Raw genomic sequence first — 16,758 nt, 5'->3', positions numbered from 1 at the left:
AGTCTGATGGCGAATCGGGGAACGAGTCATGCGAATCAACCTGCTCGGACCATTGCAGGCGACAATTGACCAGACGTCGATCGTGCCGTCTGCGGCCAAACCGTGCCAGATTCTGGCATTGCTGGCCCTGAACGGCGACCGGCTGGTCACCAAATCCGCGATCTTTGAGGAACTCTGGGAGAACAACCCGCCACACAGCGCCACGACCACCCTGCATACCTACATCCACCAGCTCCGGCGGCAGATCAGCCGGGCGACGGCCGGCGACCCGTCGGGCGATTCCCGTGGCGTTCTGGTGACCGAACGTGGCGGCTATTCGCTGCGAATGTCCGGCGGCATCACCGACGTGCAGGAGTTCCAACGGTTGGGCCGGGCCGGCAGTGCGGCCTTCGAGCGGCGTGACTACCACGCCGCGAGCAGCCGGCTCGGCGACGCCCTCGCGCTGTGGCGGGCGCCGATGCTGTCGGACATCCAGTTCGGACCGCAGCTGGCCATGCACGCGCTGTCCCTCGGCGACCTGCGGCTCGCCGCTCTGGACCGGCGGATCGAGGCCGACCTGCGGCTGGGCCGGCACCTGGAGGTGCTGGGGGAGCTGCGTGCCCTCACCGCCCAACATCCGCTCAACGAGAGCTTCGCCGCCCACTACATGACGGCGCTCTACCTGTCCGGTGACGTCGGTACGGCGCTCGGGGAGTTCCGCCGGATCCGTACGCTGCTCGTCGCCGAGCTGGGTGTCGAGCCGGCGCGTCGGCTGCACGAACTGCAGCAGGTGATCCTCAGCGGAGGCGTTCCGCTGGCGGGGCGTGACCTGGTCGGCGCGGCGTAGCCGGCAGAGCCACGACCCCGAGTGACACATGGGTCCGGGTAAATTCGGTATATTCCGACCTTACCCGCTTCCGTTCCCGGCAATGGTTGAAGGCAGGGGGTATCCTGTGGCCGGTAGCCGAGTCGGCGGATCGGGTCAATAACGCGGACCTGATGTCGGAACGCGGGCCTGATGTCGGTTTTGGGAGGGAAGCGCGGATGAGGTCTTCAGCCCTTTTCGGTGGAGCCTGAAATCGGCGTGCCGGAAATGGTGGCCCCGCCCGCGTGGCTGATCACGGCATCAGCACGGTGCGTCGTCGACCGTGACGCAGAGGTCGTGCAGGAGGCGGGAAACGAGTCATGCAGACGTGCCCGTTGCGGGTCCTACTGGCTGAGGACGTCCACATGGTCCGTGGGGCGCTGGTCGCCCTGCTCGAACTGCAACCGGACATCCAGGTTGTCGCCCAGGTCGAGCGGGGCGACGCGATCCTGCCGGCCGCGCTGACCCACCGTCCGGACGTGGCGATCATCGACGTCAACCTGCCCGGGATCGACGGCCTCTCGGCGGCGATGCTGGTGCACGACCAGCTTCCGAGCTGCCGAACGCTGATCCTCACCGGCATCGACCGACCGGGGATGCTGCGGCGCAGCCTGGAAGCAGGGGTGACCGGTCTGATGCTCAAGCACGCCCCACCCGCCAGTCTCGCCGAAGCGGTACGCGAGGTCGCCGCCGGCCGACGGGTGGTCGACTCGCAGATCGCCCTCGCCGCGTTGAACGAGCGGTCCACGAGCCCGCTCTCGCCCCGGGAGATCGAGATCCTCAAGCTGACGGCGAACGGGCACTCGGCGAAGGAGATCGCCGCGATGCTCTATCTCTCGGCCGGGACCGTCCGTAACCATCTGACTTCTATCGCCACCAAACTCGATGCCCGTACCCGGGTCGACGCGGTACGGATCGCCCGGGACGCCGGCTGGATTCTCTGATCCGGCCGGCGTCCCGACGTGGGTCGGCGGCCCCAGTCCGGTCCGGTACCCGCGGACCGGGCCCGGGCCCGGGACTGGGCCCCGACCGGGCGCGGATCAGACGAACTCCAGCACCGCCACCGTCCACATGAATCCGATGCCGGCGCCCACGGTGATCAGCTTGTCGCCGGACTTCGGCTGGTTGGTCTCGACCAGGTGGTTGATCCCGCCGATCTGGTCGCTGTTGCCCATGTGTCCGAGGTCGCGCCCCCACTCGTAGGTCGTCCGGGCCGGGTCGAGGCCGAGTGACTTGTGGAAGCCCCACTCGACGATCGGCTGGATCAGGTTGGCGTGCACGAACCAGTCGGCTTCGGTGACGCTGGTCCCCGCCTCGGTCACTGCCTGGTCGAGCACACTGGTCAGCTTCTGGTTGACCAACTCGAGGGCGTCGTCGTAGGCGTCCTCGTAGCGCATCAGCCACTCGTCCTTGCGCGCGGTCAGGTCGACCGGCTTGCCGGTGTCGAACGGCGCCCAGGTCCACGGCCCACCGCCCCGGTACAGCGGCTCCAGGCTCGGCTCGGTGGTACTCGCCGTCGCCAGCAGCCGGGCGAAGCCCTGCCGCTTGGACAGCACCAGGGCGCTGCCCGCGTCGCCGAAAATCGTCTGGTCGTCGCTCTTCCACCGGTCGATGTACGGCAGCCGGAACGCGTCCCCGGCGGTCAGCAGTGCGGCGGTGGTGTCCGGCCGGGCGGCCAGGTGGGACGCGCCGAGCTCCAGCGCGGCGAGCAGTCCGTTGCAGCCCTGTCGCATCTCGATGGTGACCGAGGGCCCGCCCCCGACCGTCTCCTGCTGGACGTAGTGGGCCGGGCTCCACATCTCCCGGCCCTGGTGCGACACGTACCCGTGCAGCACCAGGTCGATGTCCTGCGGGTCGTGACCGGAGCGGGACATGGCCTGCCGCCCGGCTGCGGCGGCCATCACCACGCCGGCCTCGTCGTCGTTGGCCACCCGTACCGCCCGGATGCCGTTGGTCTCCGCGGCCGAGGCGTCATAGACGCCGTCGGCGACCGCCTGCTCCGCGGTGTACTGCTGCTCCGGCAGGTACAGCCCGGTGCCGGCCAGATAGATGTTGTCCCAACGCACGGTGCCTCCTTCGGCGAAATCGGTCCACCGACAGCAAACCGGTTGCCACTCGACCGGACCTTGAGCCGGTCTGCCGGACGGGCCCTCGTGCCGGTATGCCGGACGGGGGCCGGGCACCGAGGCGGTGCCCGACCCCGTCCGACCGGCTCAGGACGCGGCGGGTGCCGCGACCGGCTTGGCGTCGCTGCCGCCGGCCGGGCCCGTCGTGCCGGCGCCGTCGCCGGTATCGGCCGGCGCGTCGGCACCGTCGGCGGCAGACCCGTCGGGGGAGCTGCCGGCGGCCGGCGGCGGTGCGGCCGGCAGACCGCGGAAGCCGATCAGACCGGTCAACAGGCTCAGCCCGACCCAGACGAACAGGGTGGCGATGCCGAGGTGCAGCGCCTCGTTGAGCGCCTCCGGCCCGACCTGGCCCTGCTCGGCGAGGTCGGTGAGCCGGCCCTGCAGCACGGACGCGGAGATGGCCAGGGCCAGCGCCCCGCCCACCTGGGTGGCGACGTTCAGCACGGCCGACGTGGTGCCGGCGTCGTCCTCGGTGGCCATCGAGGTCCCGACCGTCGGGGTCGGGATCAGGCAGAGGACCAGGCCGACGCCGAGCAGCGTGGTGATCGGCAGCATGATCGTCCAGTAGGACCCGCTGGTCGGGGTGCGCATCAGCAGGACCAGCATGACGGCCAGCAGCACGGTGCCGACGACGTACGGGATCTGCGCGCCGATCTTCGGGATCGCCTTGGACAGCGGACCGGCCACGATCATCATCGCGAGGGTCGTCGGCAGGTACGCGAGCCCGGTCTCCAGCGGCGAGTAGCCGAGGATCGTCTGCATGTAGATCGGCAGCAGCATGAAGCACGGGATCATCAGACCCGCGGTGAAGAACTCACCCAGGCTGCCGGCGACCACGCCGCGCAGTTTGAACAACCGCAGCGGCAGCAGCGGTGCCTCCGCCCGGTGCTCGATGGCGATGAACGCCGGCAACATGACGGCCGCGACCAGGAACGCCGCCAGGGTACGGATGTCGGTCCAGCCGTGGTCGGTGACGCTGACGATGCCGAAGACCAACGTACCGAGTCCCAGGGTGCCGGTGAGTCCACCGAGGATGTCGGCCCTGGGACGTGGGCCGGTCGGCGCGCCACCACGGATCAGCCACAGCGCGCCGATGGTGAGCACCACCGCGATCGGGACGTTGATGTAGAACGCCAGCCGCCAGTTGACGTCGACGATGGCACCACCGAGCAGGGTGCCCAGCCCGGCACCGACGCCGATGACCGCGCCCCAGACGCCGAACGCCTTGGCCCGCTCGGCCGGGTCCCGGAAGGAGACGACCAGGATGCTCAGGCAGGCGGGGGAGAGGCCGGCGGCGGCCAGACCCTGGATGGCCCGGGCGATCAGGATCTGGTCGTCGGTCTGCGCCATCGCGGCGAGCAGCGACCCTGCGGTGAACAGGGCGAGGCTGCCGAGGAACATCCGGCGCCGACCGATCACGTCGTTGAGTCGGCCACCGAGCAGCAGCAGACCGCCGAACAAGATGATGTAGTTGTTGAAGACCCACTGCAGCCCGATCGGGGACAACCCGAGGTCGCGCTGCAGCTCCGGGCCCATCACGCTGGCCACGGTGGTGTCGAGCGCGATCATCAGCTGCCCGACCGAGACGACGACCAGCACCAGCCAGCGCCGGCTGTCGGGGACGGGCCCGCCGGACGCTCCGACCGGCGCAGCGGCCTTCTGTTCCTGGCTTGTCATGGCTTCCTCTCGACCTGAGATGGATTCGGGGATGGCTGTGCCGCAGAGCTGGCAGGACCGGCGGTTGACGCCGACCTGCGAGGGTGGTGAGGTTCGATACGAGGCTGACAGGAGCGGTGCTCTCTGTCAAGACTATTGCTCGTGAGTACGACCCGTGCTCTAATTCGTGGTACCCGGTCGGGTAAGCTTCGGCGGTACTGACCTGCACGATCGGTGCGGCGGTGCCCGGTGCCGGGACCGACGGGACCGCTCGAAGGAGGAGAGGCCTTGGCTTCCGCACGCGCGCTGCGGGAACGCGTCCGCAAGGAACTGACCGACGAGATCGTCGAGATCGCCAAGGCGCAGCTCGCCGACCGGGGAGCCGAGAACCTCTCCCTGCGGGCGATCGCCCGAGACCTCGGCATGGTCTCCTCAGCGGTCTACCGCTACTTCCCGAGCCGTGACGACCTGCTGACCGCGCTGGTCACCGACGGCTACAACTCCGTCGGCACCGCCGTCGAGCAGGCCGACGAGGCGGCGGCGGCCGACGACTTCGCGGGCCGGTGGCGGTCGGTCGGGCAGGCGCTGCGCAGCTGGGCGATCGAGCACCCGCACGAGTACGCACTCCTCTACGGGTCACCGGTACGCGGCTACCACGCCCCGGAGACCACACTGCAGGCGGCGATGCGGGACAAGGTGGTGCTCGGCCGGATCATCAGCGACGCGCACCGAGCCGGAGTGCTGCGTACCCCGCCGACCGCGCAAACCACGCCCGAGTCGCTCGGCGGTGATCTCGAACGGGTGCGGTCGGCCGTGCTGCCGGCCGTGCCCGACGAGGCCGTGACCGCCGCGCTGGCCGCGTGGAGCGGGCTGTTCGGGATGCTCAACCTGGAGCTGTTCGGCCATTTCAACAACATCATCGACGACCGGGCAGCCCTGTTCGACCAGGCCCTGACCCGCCTGGCCGAGCTGGCCGGACTGCCGACCTGACCCGCCACACCACGCCGGAACACCGCGACACACCTCGGAACACCGCGGCAAACCACGCCCGAACAACTGGAGACTGTCCGTGCGGATCATCGTCATCATCTGCTCAGCCGTGCTCATCATGGAGTTCGTCCTGCACGGCCTCGCCATGTACATCGGCATGGAGGCAGGCATCCAGCCGTTGCAGAACCACTTCGGGTTCCGCCCCAGCCGGGCGTTGACCCTGCTGATCGCGGTCCTCGACACCCTGGCCGCCGCCGGCCTGGTGATCGGCATCTGGCGGCCGGAGATCGGTGCCGTCGCCGCCGGCTACACAGTGGCCTTCTTCGGCATGATGCTGATCCTGCGCTTCTACCGAAACCTCGGCGGCATCCTGCCACCCGACTTCCCGCTGTTCTTCTCCCTCGGCGTGGTCGTCCTGGTACTCCAGCTGATGCGGTGACGCCCGCCGCGTCCGGAGCCGGTCTCCGGAGCACGGTTGCACATGTCTGCAACGGCTTCCATCGATTTAGTTGACCGTCGATGGAAGCCGCGCCCATCCTTCGTAGGCCATCTCGGCGACGCTGGCTGTCCTGCTGGCCGGGACCGCGTCGCCCGCCGTGTCCACCGGCCCGGCCGGAGCCGCGCCGGCCACGGCGGGCGGGGCGGGCACGGGTCCGGGCCAGCGATCTGGCCGCCGGAGCCGGGCAGACCATCCTCAGCCAGGACGGCGCGACCGCCAGCCGGTTCGAACTGCAGTACCGGGCGGACGTCAACGGAGGTGCCGGCGGCTGGTGCTTCACCATGCGGGCGGCGCAGACTACCGGGACGCCGGTGTCGGCCTGTGCGGCCGGGTCCTGCAGGCACCGCCGACCGAGGACGTCTGGGTCCACCTGGCCGGCGCGTACGACCCGGTGTCCGGGCAGATCTCCGTCTACGTCATCAGATGCCTTCCGTGGATACTCCGGCCTTCCGGCCGGGGAGGAAACGGACTCCTGTGGAGCAGGACAGGGAAAGTCGATTCGCCGCCGGGGCGGATCGACGTCCAGTACCCGCGCACCGGGACACCGGCGTACGGACAGGTGTGCTAACGTGACGTTGTCCTTCCGGTGACGACCAAGCCGGTCGGGCCTACCGCCGGGCTGGTGGGAAGTGACGTCTGTGGAGACTGTGTAAGACCGATGGGCGGTATTCCGTCCCTTGCCGTTGATTCGGGTCGGCTGTGGTCGGCGAAGCAGAAAACTCGACCCGTGAGGGTTGAATCTCCCTGCTTCAGCAGGGGGATATGTCAAGCAGAAGAACCTGCCCGGGTACGCGCCGGACTGGATCGCGACCACCGAGGTGTGGGCGGACCGTTCCCGGCGGATGCTGACCTACGGACTGTGCAACGACCGGCGGACCCTGCTCTGGTTCGCCAACCAGCGGGCGGTCGAGTTCCATCCGACGTTGACGACGGCCGGCGAACGGGCGTACCCGACGCATCTGATCCTCGACCTCGACCCGCCGCCGGGCGGCGCGTTCCGGTCGGCGGCGCAGGCGGCCCTGCTGGTCCGCGAGGTGCTGACCGCATGCGGCATGGCGGGGCGGTGAAGACCAGCGGTGCCAAGGGCGCACACGTGTTCGTGCCGTTGGCGGGCGCCGCCGGCCACGACGCCGTCGCCGCAGCGACCCGGGCGATCGCGGCCCGCGCCGAACGCCGTAGGCGCGAGGCCCGGGAGCCCGACGGCGGGCCGGGCTGACCCTGGCCGGGTACGACGGTCAGTCGATCCGGCCGACCGGCTCGCGCTTCTCGGCCTGGAACACGTCCTCGGTGCGGCCGCGGGCCCAGTAGCCGGATATCGAGATCGCCGCGCGGGGGATGCCCCGTGCCTGAAGCACCTTGCGGACGGCCTTGATCGACTCACGCTCGCCGTGCGCGAAGACCTGAACGGCGCCGGGGGAGTCCGCGGCGGGCGGCCAGGGCCAGTCCTCCATCGCGCGGGCGAGGAACACCGTGTCGCCGTCGTCGGTGTTGACCAGCCAGTTCACCGTCACCTGGGCGGGGTGTTCGAGGTCGATGATGTCGGCCGGATCGGTGATCTCGAGGTGCGCGACGCCGCGCGCGTGCTCCGGCAGTGCCCGCAGGGACGCGGCGATCGCTGGCAACGCGGACAGGTCCCCGGCGAACACGTGCCAGCCGACCGCCGGGTCGGGCACGTACGCGCCGCCGGGGCCCGACAGCACCAGCCGGTCGCCCGGCGTGGCCTTGGCCGCCCACACCGCCGCCACCCCGGCGTCGCCGTGGGTCACGAAGTCGATCGCCAGCCGCCGGGTGGCCCGGTCGAGCCAGCGGACCGTGTAGGTACGGGTCACCGGCCGTTGCCCGGCCGGCAGGGTGGTTCGCAGGGCGGCGAGGTCGTAGGGCGGCTCCAGCCCGAGTGTCGGGTCGACGAACAGCAGTTTCACGTACGCGTCGGTGTGGCCGTCGCAGTTGAATCCGGCCAGCGACGGCCCGGCGAGGACCACCCGTACCAGGTGCGGCGTCAGCCACTCGGTGGACTCGACCGTGAGTACGTGCTGATTCGGTGCCTGCCGCTGTGCCGTCGCCATCCCGGGTTCCTCCGCTTCGCCGCTCCTTCTTAGGTTAGGCGAGCCTACTTCGCAGCGGACTGCGTGGCGACGGAGGCTGGTGCGGCGAGCGCGGCCGGGTGCGGTGGCGCCGTTTCACCGGTGCGTGCGACCCCGGGCGACCTCGTCGTGTATCGGCTCCGTCATGGCTTGCTAACCGCACCGCAACACCCAGGGCGACATCGTCGTAACAAGGTCTACCTAATCTCGTCTCTAGTCTATAGAGAAGGGAGTGAGATGACCGCTACGCAGAGTGCGGCCCTCGTCGAGGCGGCTGGCACCCACAACGAGGTGCTGGCGCCGAGTGCCCCTCAACCTGCGCCCATGGTGTCGATCGTCGATCTCCACAAGCAATATCGCACCGCCGACGGCGATGTTCACGCCGTACGGGGGATCAGCTTCGACATCGCCAGAGGCGAGTTCGTCACGCTGCTCGGCCCGAGCGGCTGCGGCAAGACCACCATCCTGCGCTCGGTCGCCGGACTGGAAACACCGACGTCCGGCGAGATCGCCATCGGCGGGCGGCCCGTCTACTCATCCAACCGTCGGATCCGGCTCACCCCGGCCCAGCGCCAGATCGGCATGGTGTTCCAGTCGTACGCGATCTGGCCGCACATGTCGGTCTTCGACAACGTGGCCTACCCGCTGCGGCGGCGCAAGCTGCGCAAGGCCGAGATCATTGCCCGGACCACCGAGGTACTGGAGATGCTGGGGCTCGACCACGCGGCGCAGCGCCCGGCAACCAAGCTCAGCGGTGGACAGCAGCAGCGCGTCGCGGTGGCGCGTGCACTGGTGTCCCGTTCCGAACTCATCCTCTTCGACGAACCACTGTCGAACCTCGACGCAAAGCTGCGTAAGGAAGTTCGCCAGGAGATTCGCGACCTGCAGCAGCGGCTCGGCATCACCGTCCTCTACGTCACCCACGACCAGGAAGAGGCGATGGCGGTCTCGGACCGGATTCTGGTGCTGGAGAGCGGTGAGATCAAGGACCAGGGCGCGCCGACCCGGGTGTACTCGCGCCCCGCCGATGTGTTCGCGGCGAACTTCGTCGGCGAAAGCGAGACGCTGCCGGGCACCGTCGTCGACGCCGACGACGACCACTGGCTGGTACAGACCGGTATCGGCCAGCTCCACGTGGCGCGACACCCGCACGACACCGTACGGGTCTCCGAATCCGTCGTGCTCACTGTCCGTCCGGAGCACCTGCAACTGCGGGAGGCAGCCTCGGACACCCCGGTCCCGGCGATCGCCGGGTCGGTGCGCTCGGCATCCTTCCTCGGCCCGTTCGCCGAACTGGTCGTCGAACTGGAGTCCGGCCACCTCGTCACCGCCCGGGTGACCGGCGGCGCGGGCGCGGCACTGGGCAGCCGGGTGCACGTGCGGATCGAGCCGCACCACGTGGTGCTGCACCCGGACCGCTCGCCGGCGGGCCACGACACGCAGTGACAAGACGACCAAGACCAGTGCGACGACCCAGCGACTCAAGGAGAACGACATGACATACAACCAGGTGCACCCGAAAAGTCACGCCGTCGAGATCATCGACCGCAGCGCGACGCTCAGCAAGCTGAACGACGCCCTGGAGATCGACTTCGCGAAAACCGCCGTCGTGCAGATCGACATGCACGTACGGCAGATCGACAAGGACTGGTCGTCGTTCCCGCAGAACGTGGCCGAGCGAATCCTGCCGAACGCCGCCGCCTTCCTGGACGCCGGCCGCGAACTCGGACTGCCGGTCATCCACGTCATGGTCTACCAACGGCTCGTCGAGCGGGGCATGCAGCCGCGCACCGCGATCGTGCAGAGCACCGGCCGGCACGGTACGCCGTACGGCCAGGCACCCCGGCCCGGATACCACCCGGACGCCCCCGAGGGCTACTTCGAGTGGGACGTCATGCCGGTCCTCGGCCCCAAGCCGGGCGACTACATCATCAACACCAAGCGGCAGATGACCAGCAGCTTCCTGTCGACCGACGTGGAGCATCTGATCCGCTGCCTCGGCGTCGACACGTTCTTCGTCGTCGGCATCAACACCAACAACTGCGTCTCCAACTTCTCGTTCGACGCCTACAACCGGATGTGGACGCCGATCATCGTCACCGATGCGGTGGGCTCCACGCACGGCAAGGACCTGCACGAGTTCGCGCTGCAGAACTACCCCCGCACCATCGGGCTCGCGATGTCCTCGGCTGAGGCCGTCGAGCGGCTCACCGCCGCCAAGGCCGCCGCCGCGGACACCGCGATGGCGGGCATCTGACCTGCCCGCCGACTGATCGTCACACCAATCGAGGGGAAGACATATGCTCACCGGACCCACGGTCGACGTGTACGACCGTAAGGAATTCCTTCAGGTCATCAACGACGCCGTTCCGATCGTCCCGGCCCGCTCTGCGGTCGTGACGGTGGAGATGACCCAGCGTCGGCTCACGCCCACCGCGCCGTTCCCGCCCGGCGTACGCGACGAACTGCTCGCCAACACCGAGGAACTTCTCACCCTGGCACGGGCCAGCGGCACCGCCGTGATCCACGTCCTGTCGGCGCTGCGGCCGGTCGAGACACAGGCGCAGGCCAACACCCGGGTCGGCCGGGCCTGGGCCGCGATCGGCGAGTCGATGAGCCCGTACGGCCCGGTGCCCGACGAGTCGGTCGACGTGCAGGACGGCACGTTCAAGCCGGACTTCGCGGTCTCGGTCGCCGACAGCGACTACATCATCAAGACCAAGAAGTCGTTGAGCGCCTTCTACCAGACCGATCTGGAGTGGCTCACCAAGGCGCTCGGCGTCGACACGCTGATCCTCGCCGGCGCGAACACCAACGCGGACATCCAGTCGACCGCGTACGACGCGAGCTGCAAGGCGTACAAGGTGGTCACCGTCGCGGAGTGCGTCGCCACCTGGTTCGGCGAGGACCTGCAGGAGCTCGGCCTGCAGCAGCTCGGACGCTGCCAGGGCTGGGTGCTGTCGCTGGCGGAGCTGGCCAGCAAGCTCGACTCCGCCCCCGCCCCCGCCGCCGCGACGGAGGTGCCGGCATGAGACAGCACAGAACGACCATGCTGAAGGTCACGGCTCCGCTGACGGCGGCGGCGTTCGCGCTGGCCGCCTGCGGCGGCGGTGACGACGCCGACGCCGCGACGACGGCGCTGCCGGAGGAGCTCGCGGTGGCCTCGACGGTCGACATGACCGACGAGGAGTACGCCGAGTACCTGACGGCGTTGGAGGAGGCGTCGAAAGCGGAGGGTGGCGTAATCAGCTACTACTTCAGCGCTCCCGCCGCCGCTGCGGAGAACCAGATCAACCTGTTCATCGAGAAGTACCCGTGGGTGGAGCTGGAGTACACCTCCGGCGGCACGCTCGAGCTGATCGAGCGCGTCATCACCGAGAACGCGGCCGGGCGCCCCAGCGCGGACGTGCTGCAGGGCGGTCCGCTGGAGGACAACACGCTGTGCCGCGACGAAGGGCTCTGCCTGGAGTACGACCCGCGTGGTGAGGCCGACCTGCCGGCGGACCGCGCCTATGCGGACTGCGGCTGTTCGGTGGCCGACTTCTTCACGTTCCACATCACCTACAACACCAACCAGGTCAGCGCGGCCGAGGCACCCAAGACTTACGAGGACCTCACCGATCCGAAGTGGAAGGGTCGGTTCGGCGTCAACATCGACCAGCTCGACTGGTTCGCCGGGGTGCTGGCCGAAATGGGCGAGCAGGACGGCCTGGCGCTGATGGAGGCGATCGCCGCCAACGAGCCGGTCGTCTACGCCGGCGCCGACGGTCTGGAGAAGCTGTCGGCGGGCGAGTTCGACGTCGCGTTCCCGCAGAGCGCGACCCGCACGGTCCGGGATCTGATCGCCGACGGGGCACCGATCGAGATCGTCACCACGCCGGTGACCATCGCCCAGCCGGACATGTACTTCCCGCTGAAGAACGCGCCGCACCCGGCCACCACCCGGCTGTACATGGAGTGGCTGATGAGCGACGAGTGGCAGAACAAGGTCGGTGAGGTCGTCGTCAAGGTGCCGATCAAGGAAGGGGCGCCGATCCCCTCGTCGGCCGAGGGCATCCTGGACAGTGAGCTGTTCTTCGAGACCACCGACAACTTCGGTGACTACGACACCCGCGTCGAGCAGCACCAGTCGATCTTTGTGACGGGCTGATCGACATGACCACCCTCGTGGACAGCTGGGCCCGGCTCACCACCGGTCGGGTTACCCGCTTCCCCGCGCTGCGGGGGGTCTTCACCCCCCGCAGCGTGGTCTACGGCCTGGTCCTGATCATTCTGCTGGCACAGGTGGCGCTGCCGATCGCCATCCTGCTGTTCACCAGTTTCAAGGACGCCCGACCCACCGACGCGGACTTCTTCTCCCTCAGCTTCACGTTGGAGAACTTCCGCGACGCGTTCGCCTCCGGCCGGCTGCTCAACGTCACCTGGACCACGGTGCAGTTCGCCGGCGGATCCACGCTGGTCGCGCTGGCGCTGGGCACGTTCCTGGCCTGGATCGTCGCCCGTACGAACGCACCGTTCCGCAACCTCGTCGGAGTGCTCACCATCGTCCAGATGGCGGTGCCGGGGATCCTCGTCCCGGTCGCCTGGACGTTCCTGGCCAGCCCGAAGATCGGCGCGATCAACGTGGCCTGGCGCAACCTCACCGGCACCGACGGCACCCTGTTCAACGTCTACTCGATGCAGGGTCTGATCCTGGTCAACGGCCTGACCATGGTGCCGATGGTCTACCTGTTCGTGGTCACCGTCTTCTCCTCGATGAACTCCTCGCTGGAGGAGGCCGCCGAGGTCTCGGGAGCCTCGAAGCTGCGCGCGGTACGGGACATCTCGCTCCCGCTGGCGGCGCCCGGCATCGCCGCCGTGGCGATCATGGCCCTGATGCGGGCCTGGGAGGCGTTCGAGATCCCGTGGTTCCTCGGGGTCAACGAGAAGATCTTCACCTACGCCTCGGAGATCTACCTGCGGACCAGTACGCCGCCGAGCAACGTCGGTCTCGTCTCCACCTACGCGGTCTTCATGCTCCTCGGGGCCGTGGTGATGATCTGGTGGTACGACCGGTTCAACCAGGCGGGGGAGCGGTACGCCGTGATCAGCGGCAAGAACTTCTCCTCGGTACGGATGGACCTGGGCCGGTGGCGGGTGCCGGTGACCATCCTCACCTTCGCCGTGCTGACCCTGGTGATCCTGCTGCCGCTGTTCATGCTCCTGTGGATGTCGCTCAACCCGTTCTTCCGGCAGTTCAGCTGGGAGGCCGTGACATCGCTGTCACTGGAGTCGTACGTGGCCGCCCTGCAGACGCCCAACATCATGCAGGGGTTCGTGAACAGCCTGCTGGTCGGCGTGCTGGCGAGCGTCGGGGTGCTGACCCTGTCCACCCTGGCGGCGTGGTTCTCCGCCCGGCGGGTTCCCGGCGGCCGGCTGCTCTACCTGTTGACGTCGGTACCGATGGCGCTGCCGAACGTCATCGTCGGCGTCAGCTTCCTGTGGATCTTCCTGATCACGCCGCTGCCGATCTACTCGACGCACTGGGCGCTGGTGATCGCGTACATCACGATCATCATCGCGGTGGTGTCACGCCTGGTCAGCGCCCGCATGCTGCAGATCAGTTCGGAGCTGGAGGAGGCCGCGCAGGTGGCCGGGGCGAGCTTCGCGCGGGCGATCTGGACGATCGTCGTACCGCTGCTGTCGCCGGCACTGCTCGCCGGCGCGCTCATCACGATGGTGATGAGCTTCCGTGAGCTGCAGACCACTCTCTACCTGGCGGGTCCGCAGACCCGTACCGCCGCGGTCGTCATGTTCGACATGGCCGGCGACGGACAGTTCTCCACCGTGGCGGCGTTCGGCATCGTCACCTTCGCCGTACTGCTGGTGGGGCTGGTCGGCTACAACCGCCTCAACGCCCGGATGGGACTCGAGGGCGGCCTCTGAGGCCGCCCTCGGGCCCCGGGCCCAACACCCTTGCCGGCCGGCGTCCATCCCGCCGGCCGGCACCCACCCTTCGCATCTCTCCAGTGAGGACCTATGACCACCACCGCCGCGCTGCCACTGACCGACCGTGACTATCCCCGCTTCTCCGCCGCCGAGTTCGACCGGCGCGACGCCGAGATCCGCGCCCGGATGGACGCCCTCGACCTGCGACTCGTCGTGGTCTGCGGCCGGGGCGGGCGTGACCCGAACGTGCTGTACCTCAGCGACTGGTGGTCGACGCGGGAGGCCTGGGTCCTGTTCCCCCGGCACGGCGACCCGACGATGCTGATCCAGTTGTCGAACCATCTGCCGCTGGCCCGGCGGATGTCCCGGTTCCCGGACGTACGCTTCGGCGGCTCGGCCCCGACCGGCTCGGTCGACACCACCCCCACCCTCATCGAATGCCTGCGGGAACGCGGCGTCTCGACCGGCCGCGTCGGCCTGGCCGGGACCGTCACCTGGCGCGAGTACGCCCGGCTCACCGCGGCCTTCCCCTGGGTCGAGTGGGTGGAGTTCGGCGGGCAGCTGGCCGATCAGCGTCAGATCAAGAGCGCCGAGGAGATGCAGCGGCTGACCGTCTCGGCGCGGATGTGCGACGCGTCGGCGATGGCGATCGCCGAGCAGGCCCGGCCCGGCGTGACCGAGTACGAGCTGGCCCGGATCATCGAGGACAGTTACCTGGCCGACGGCGGGATCAACGGCATCCACTTCATGGTGGCCACCCAGATGGCCGACCCGCGTGGCGGCGTACCGTGCCAGCACCAGTCCGACCGCCGGCTCCAGGTCGGTGACGCGCTCGTCGCGGAGCTCAGCACCAACTACGCCGGCTACTCCGCCCAGGTGCTGCGCAGCTACACCATCGGCGCGGACCCGACCCCGCTCTACGCCCGGCTGCACGACGTCGCGCTCGAGGTGTTCGACGCCGTCAGCTCGGTGATCAAGCCGGGCGCGACGGTGTCCGACATTCTCGACGCGGCGGAGGTCGCCCAGCGACACGGCTACACCATCTACGACGACCTGGTGCACGGCTGCGCACAGCTGCCGGCCATCGTCCGCACCCGCCAGACCTACCGCGGTGAACCGGAGGGCTTCGTGTACCGGGAAGGCATGTGCCTGGTGGTGCAACCGAACGTGGTGACACCCGACGGCCTCGCCGGCGTCCAGTACGGCGAGATGTTCGCCGTCACCGCGTCCGGTCTCGAGTCGCTGCACTCGGTGCCGCGCGAGTTCTTCCGGTGCGGCTGACCGCGTGACCGCCACCGACAACCAGGGACGCACGCAGCGCAGCGGGGCCGTCCGTCGACGCCTGGTCATCGACGTCACCCCGCTGCGCGAGTCACCGGACTTCCGGCGGCTCTGGACCGGCCACGCCGTCGCCATCCTGGGTACCCAGATGACCAGGGTCGCCGTGCCGTACCAGGTCTACGTGCTGACCGACTCGACGTTGATGGTCGGCCTGGCGAGCCTGGCGCAGCTCATCCCGCTGATGGTCTGCTCACTGTTCGGCGGCTCGGTGGCGGACGCCGTCGACCGACGCAAGCTGCTGGTGGTCACCGAGGGCCTGCTCGCCGTCGTCGTCGGCGGCCTGGCGCTGCTCGCGCTGCTCGACAGCCCGCCGATCTGGGCCATCTTCGTGCTGGTGGCGGTCACGGCCGGACTCTCGGCGCTGGAGAGCCCGGCGCGCAGCGCGGCGGTCGCCGGCCTGGTCCGTCGGCAGATCCTCCCGTCCGCGTTCGCGTTGAACCAGACGCTCACCCAGGTGGGCGCGATCGTCGGCCCGGCCGTCGCCGGCGTGGTCATCGCGGCGCTCGGCCTGTCGACCACGTACGCGCTGAACGTCGTCACGTTCCTGGTGTCCATCACGGTGCTCACCCGGATGCGGCCGATGCCGCCCGCTCACCAGGTGACCAAGCCGGGGCTCAAGTCGGTGATCGAGGGCCTCACCTACCTGCGGAGCAAGCCGGCGGTGATGGGGTGCTTCCTCGCCGACGTGAACGCGATGTTCTTCGGCATGCCCCGTGCGTTGTTCCCGGCGATCGCTCTCGGCCAGCTCGGCGGCGACGCGGTGACCGTCGGCCTGCTGCACGCGGCCCCGGGCGCCGGCGCACTCATCGGGGCCCTCACCTCCGGCTGGGTGGGGTCGGTGACCCGCCACGGACGTGCCGTGATCATCTCGATCATCGTCTGGGGCCTGGCGATCGCCGGTTTCGGGCTGTCGCACTGGCTGCCGCTGACCATCGCCCTGCTGATGGTGGCCGGTGCCGCCGACGTGGTCTCGGCGGTGTTCCGCCAGACGGTGCTGCAGCTCAGCGTCCCGGACCACCTCCGGGGGCGGCTATCCGCCGTGCACATCGGGGTGGTCACCGGGGGGCCGCTGCTGGGCGACGCGCGGGCCGGGGCGACGGCGAGTTTCAGCAGTCCGGCGTTCGCGATGGTCTCCGGCGGGCTGGCCTGTGCGGCGGTGATGGGCATCCTCGGCTGGCGGCTGACCGCGCTGCGCCGGTGGACGCTCGCCGATGCCGAGACCGTCGCCGATGCGAGTGCCGCAGCCGGTGCCGAACGCCGAGAGGACGGGACCTGACGTGGCGCAACGCA

General features: G+C 69.2%; 14 protein-coding genes and 1 pseudogene. 12 read left to right on the top strand and 3 right to left on the bottom strand.

Going from position 1 to position 16,758, the window contains the following annotated elements; genetic code table 11:
* The first annotated feature begins 28 nt into the window (after positions 1–28).
* Entirely contained in the window at positions 29–826 is a 798-nt protein-coding gene (locus EDC02_RS19925) for an AfsR/SARP family transcriptional regulator (protein WP_123603270.1), read from the top strand.
* A gap of 338 nt (positions 827–1,164) precedes the next feature.
* Entirely contained in the window at positions 1,165–1,788 is a 624-nt protein-coding gene (locus tag EDC02_RS19920; protein ID WP_123603269.1) for a LuxR C-terminal-related transcriptional regulator, read from the top strand.
* 96 nt (positions 1,789–1,884) lie between these two features.
* On the opposite strand, the gene EDC02_RS19915 is transcribed toward EDC02_RS19920, so the two are convergent.
* Both EDC02_RS19915 and EDC02_RS19910 read right to left on the bottom strand, forming a co-directional pair.
* A complete protein-coding gene (locus EDC02_RS19915) occupies positions 1,885–2,910 on the bottom strand; it encodes a ketoacyl-ACP synthase III family protein (RefSeq protein ID WP_123603268.1) in 1,026 nt (341 codons plus the stop codon).
* A 147-nt stretch (positions 2,911–3,057) separates the two neighbouring features.
* The gene (locus EDC02_RS19910) at positions 3,058–4,647 is read right to left on the bottom strand and encodes an MFS transporter (RefSeq protein WP_123603267.1); all 1,590 of its coding nucleotides are present in this window, start codon (positions 4,645–4,647) and stop codon (positions 3,058–3,060) included.
* Between the two features lie 267 nt (positions 4,648–4,914).
* Here EDC02_RS19910 and EDC02_RS19905 point away from each other — a divergent pair, with 267 nt between their 5' ends.
* The 3 genes and pseudogenes from EDC02_RS19905 to EDC02_RS19890 form a co-directional block, all read left to right on the top strand.
* Positions 4,915–5,616 carry a TetR/AcrR family transcriptional regulator gene (locus EDC02_RS19905; RefSeq protein WP_123603266.1) on the top strand — a complete coding sequence of 234 codons (702 nt, stop codon included), beginning with the start codon at positions 4,915–4,917 and terminating at the stop codon, positions 5,614–5,616.
* A gap of 79 nt (positions 5,617–5,695) precedes the next feature.
* Positions 5,696–6,055: a hypothetical protein gene (locus EDC02_RS19900; RefSeq protein ID WP_123603265.1), complete on the top strand. Its 360-nt coding sequence runs from the start codon at positions 5,696–5,698 to the stop codon at positions 6,053–6,055.
* Positions 6,056–6,885: 830 nt separating this feature from the next.
* Positions 6,886–7,289 (top strand): annotated as a pseudogene (locus tag EDC02_RS19890) (ATP-dependent DNA ligase); the annotation flags it as partial.
* Between the two features lie 61 nt (positions 7,290–7,350).
* Here the strand turns inward: EDC02_RS19890 and EDC02_RS19885 are convergent.
* Positions 7,351–8,181: a siderophore-interacting protein gene (locus tag EDC02_RS19885; protein ID WP_123603262.1), complete on the bottom strand. Its 831-nt coding sequence runs from the start codon at positions 8,179–8,181 to the stop codon at positions 7,351–7,353.
* 120 nt (positions 8,182–8,301) lie between these two features.
* On the opposite strand from EDC02_RS19885, the gene EDC02_RS19880 reads away from it, so the two are divergent.
* The 7 genes from EDC02_RS19880 to EDC02_RS19850 all read left to right on the top strand — a co-directional run bounded on the left by EDC02_RS19880 (position 8,302) and on the right by EDC02_RS19850 (position 16,744).
* Positions 8,302–9,645 (top strand): ABC transporter ATP-binding protein, encoded by a 1,344-nt coding sequence (locus EDC02_RS19880; protein ID WP_148083526.1) that lies wholly within the window; start codon positions 8,302–8,304, stop codon positions 9,643–9,645.
* A gap of 49 nt (positions 9,646–9,694) precedes the next feature.
* Positions 9,695–10,456: an isochorismatase family cysteine hydrolase gene (locus EDC02_RS19875; RefSeq protein ID WP_123603260.1), complete on the top strand. Its 762-nt coding sequence runs from the start codon at positions 9,695–9,697 to the stop codon at positions 10,454–10,456.
* 43 nt (positions 10,457–10,499) lie between these two features.
* Positions 10,500–11,231, top strand: coding sequence for a cysteine hydrolase family protein (locus EDC02_RS19870; RefSeq protein WP_123603259.1), 732 nt, complete (start codon positions 10,500–10,502; stop codon positions 11,229–11,231).
* Positions 11,228–12,349, top strand: a complete 1,122-nt coding sequence (locus tag EDC02_RS19865; RefSeq protein WP_123603258.1) for an ABC transporter substrate-binding protein — start codon at positions 11,228–11,230, stop codon at positions 12,347–12,349. The genes EDC02_RS19870 and EDC02_RS19865 overlap by 4 nt, the downstream gene beginning before the upstream one ends.
* Before the next feature lie 5 nt (positions 12,350–12,354).
* Positions 12,355–14,124, top strand: coding sequence for an iron ABC transporter permease (locus tag EDC02_RS19860; protein WP_123603257.1), 1,770 nt, complete (start codon positions 12,355–12,357; stop codon positions 14,122–14,124).
* A gap of 93 nt (positions 14,125–14,217) precedes the next feature.
* Positions 14,218–15,408, top strand: a complete 1,191-nt coding sequence (locus EDC02_RS19855; RefSeq protein ID WP_123603256.1) for a Xaa-Pro peptidase family protein — start codon at positions 14,218–14,220, stop codon at positions 15,406–15,408.
* A gap of 4 nt (positions 15,409–15,412) precedes the next feature.
* The gene (locus EDC02_RS19850; protein WP_123603255.1) at positions 15,413–16,744 is read left to right on the top strand and encodes an MFS transporter; all 1,332 of its coding nucleotides are present in this window, start codon (positions 15,413–15,415) and stop codon (positions 16,742–16,744) included.
* The last annotated feature ends 14 nt before the right edge of the window (positions 16,745–16,758 follow it).

The sequence above is a fragment of the Micromonospora sp. Llam0 genome (assembly GCF_003751085.1).
GTDB lineage: Bacteria > Actinomycetota > Actinomycetes > Mycobacteriales > Micromonosporaceae > Micromonospora_E.
The sequence above is the reverse complement of the archived record's forward strand: the minus strand, read 5'-3'. Positions and strand labels throughout refer to the sequence as shown.

What these genes read in the sequence shown, in the direction of transcription:
- EDC02_RS19860 (WP_123603257.1), top strand. Translation starts at nt 12,355, where the DNA reads ATGACCACCCTCGTGGACAGCTGGGCCCGGCTCACCACCGGTCGGGTT.
- EDC02_RS19870 (WP_123603259.1), top strand. Translation starts at nt 10,500, where the DNA reads ATGCTCACCGGACCCACGGTCGACGTGTACGACCGTAAGGAATTCCTT.
- EDC02_RS19910 (WP_123603267.1), bottom strand. Translation starts at nt 4,647, where the DNA reads ATGACAAGCCAGGAACAGAAGGCCGCTGCGCCGGTCGGAGCGTCCGGC.
- EDC02_RS19875 (WP_123603260.1), top strand. Translation starts at nt 9,695, where the DNA reads ATGACATACAACCAGGTGCACCCGAAAAGTCACGCCGTCGAGATCATC.
- EDC02_RS19855 (WP_123603256.1), top strand. Translation starts at nt 14,218, where the DNA reads ATGACCACCACCGCCGCGCTGCCACTGACCGACCGTGACTATCCCCGC.
- EDC02_RS19925 (WP_123603270.1), top strand. Translation starts at nt 29, where the DNA reads ATGCGAATCAACCTGCTCGGACCATTGCAGGCGACAATTGACCAGACG.
- EDC02_RS19865 (WP_123603258.1), top strand. Translation starts at nt 11,228, where the DNA reads ATGAGACAGCACAGAACGACCATGCTGAAGGTCACGGCTCCGCTGACG.
- EDC02_RS19885 (WP_123603262.1), bottom strand. Translation starts at nt 8,181, where the DNA reads ATGGCGACGGCACAGCGGCAGGCACCGAATCAGCACGTACTCACGGTC.
- EDC02_RS19920 (WP_123603269.1), top strand. Translation starts at nt 1,165, where the DNA reads ATGCAGACGTGCCCGTTGCGGGTCCTACTGGCTGAGGACGTCCACATG.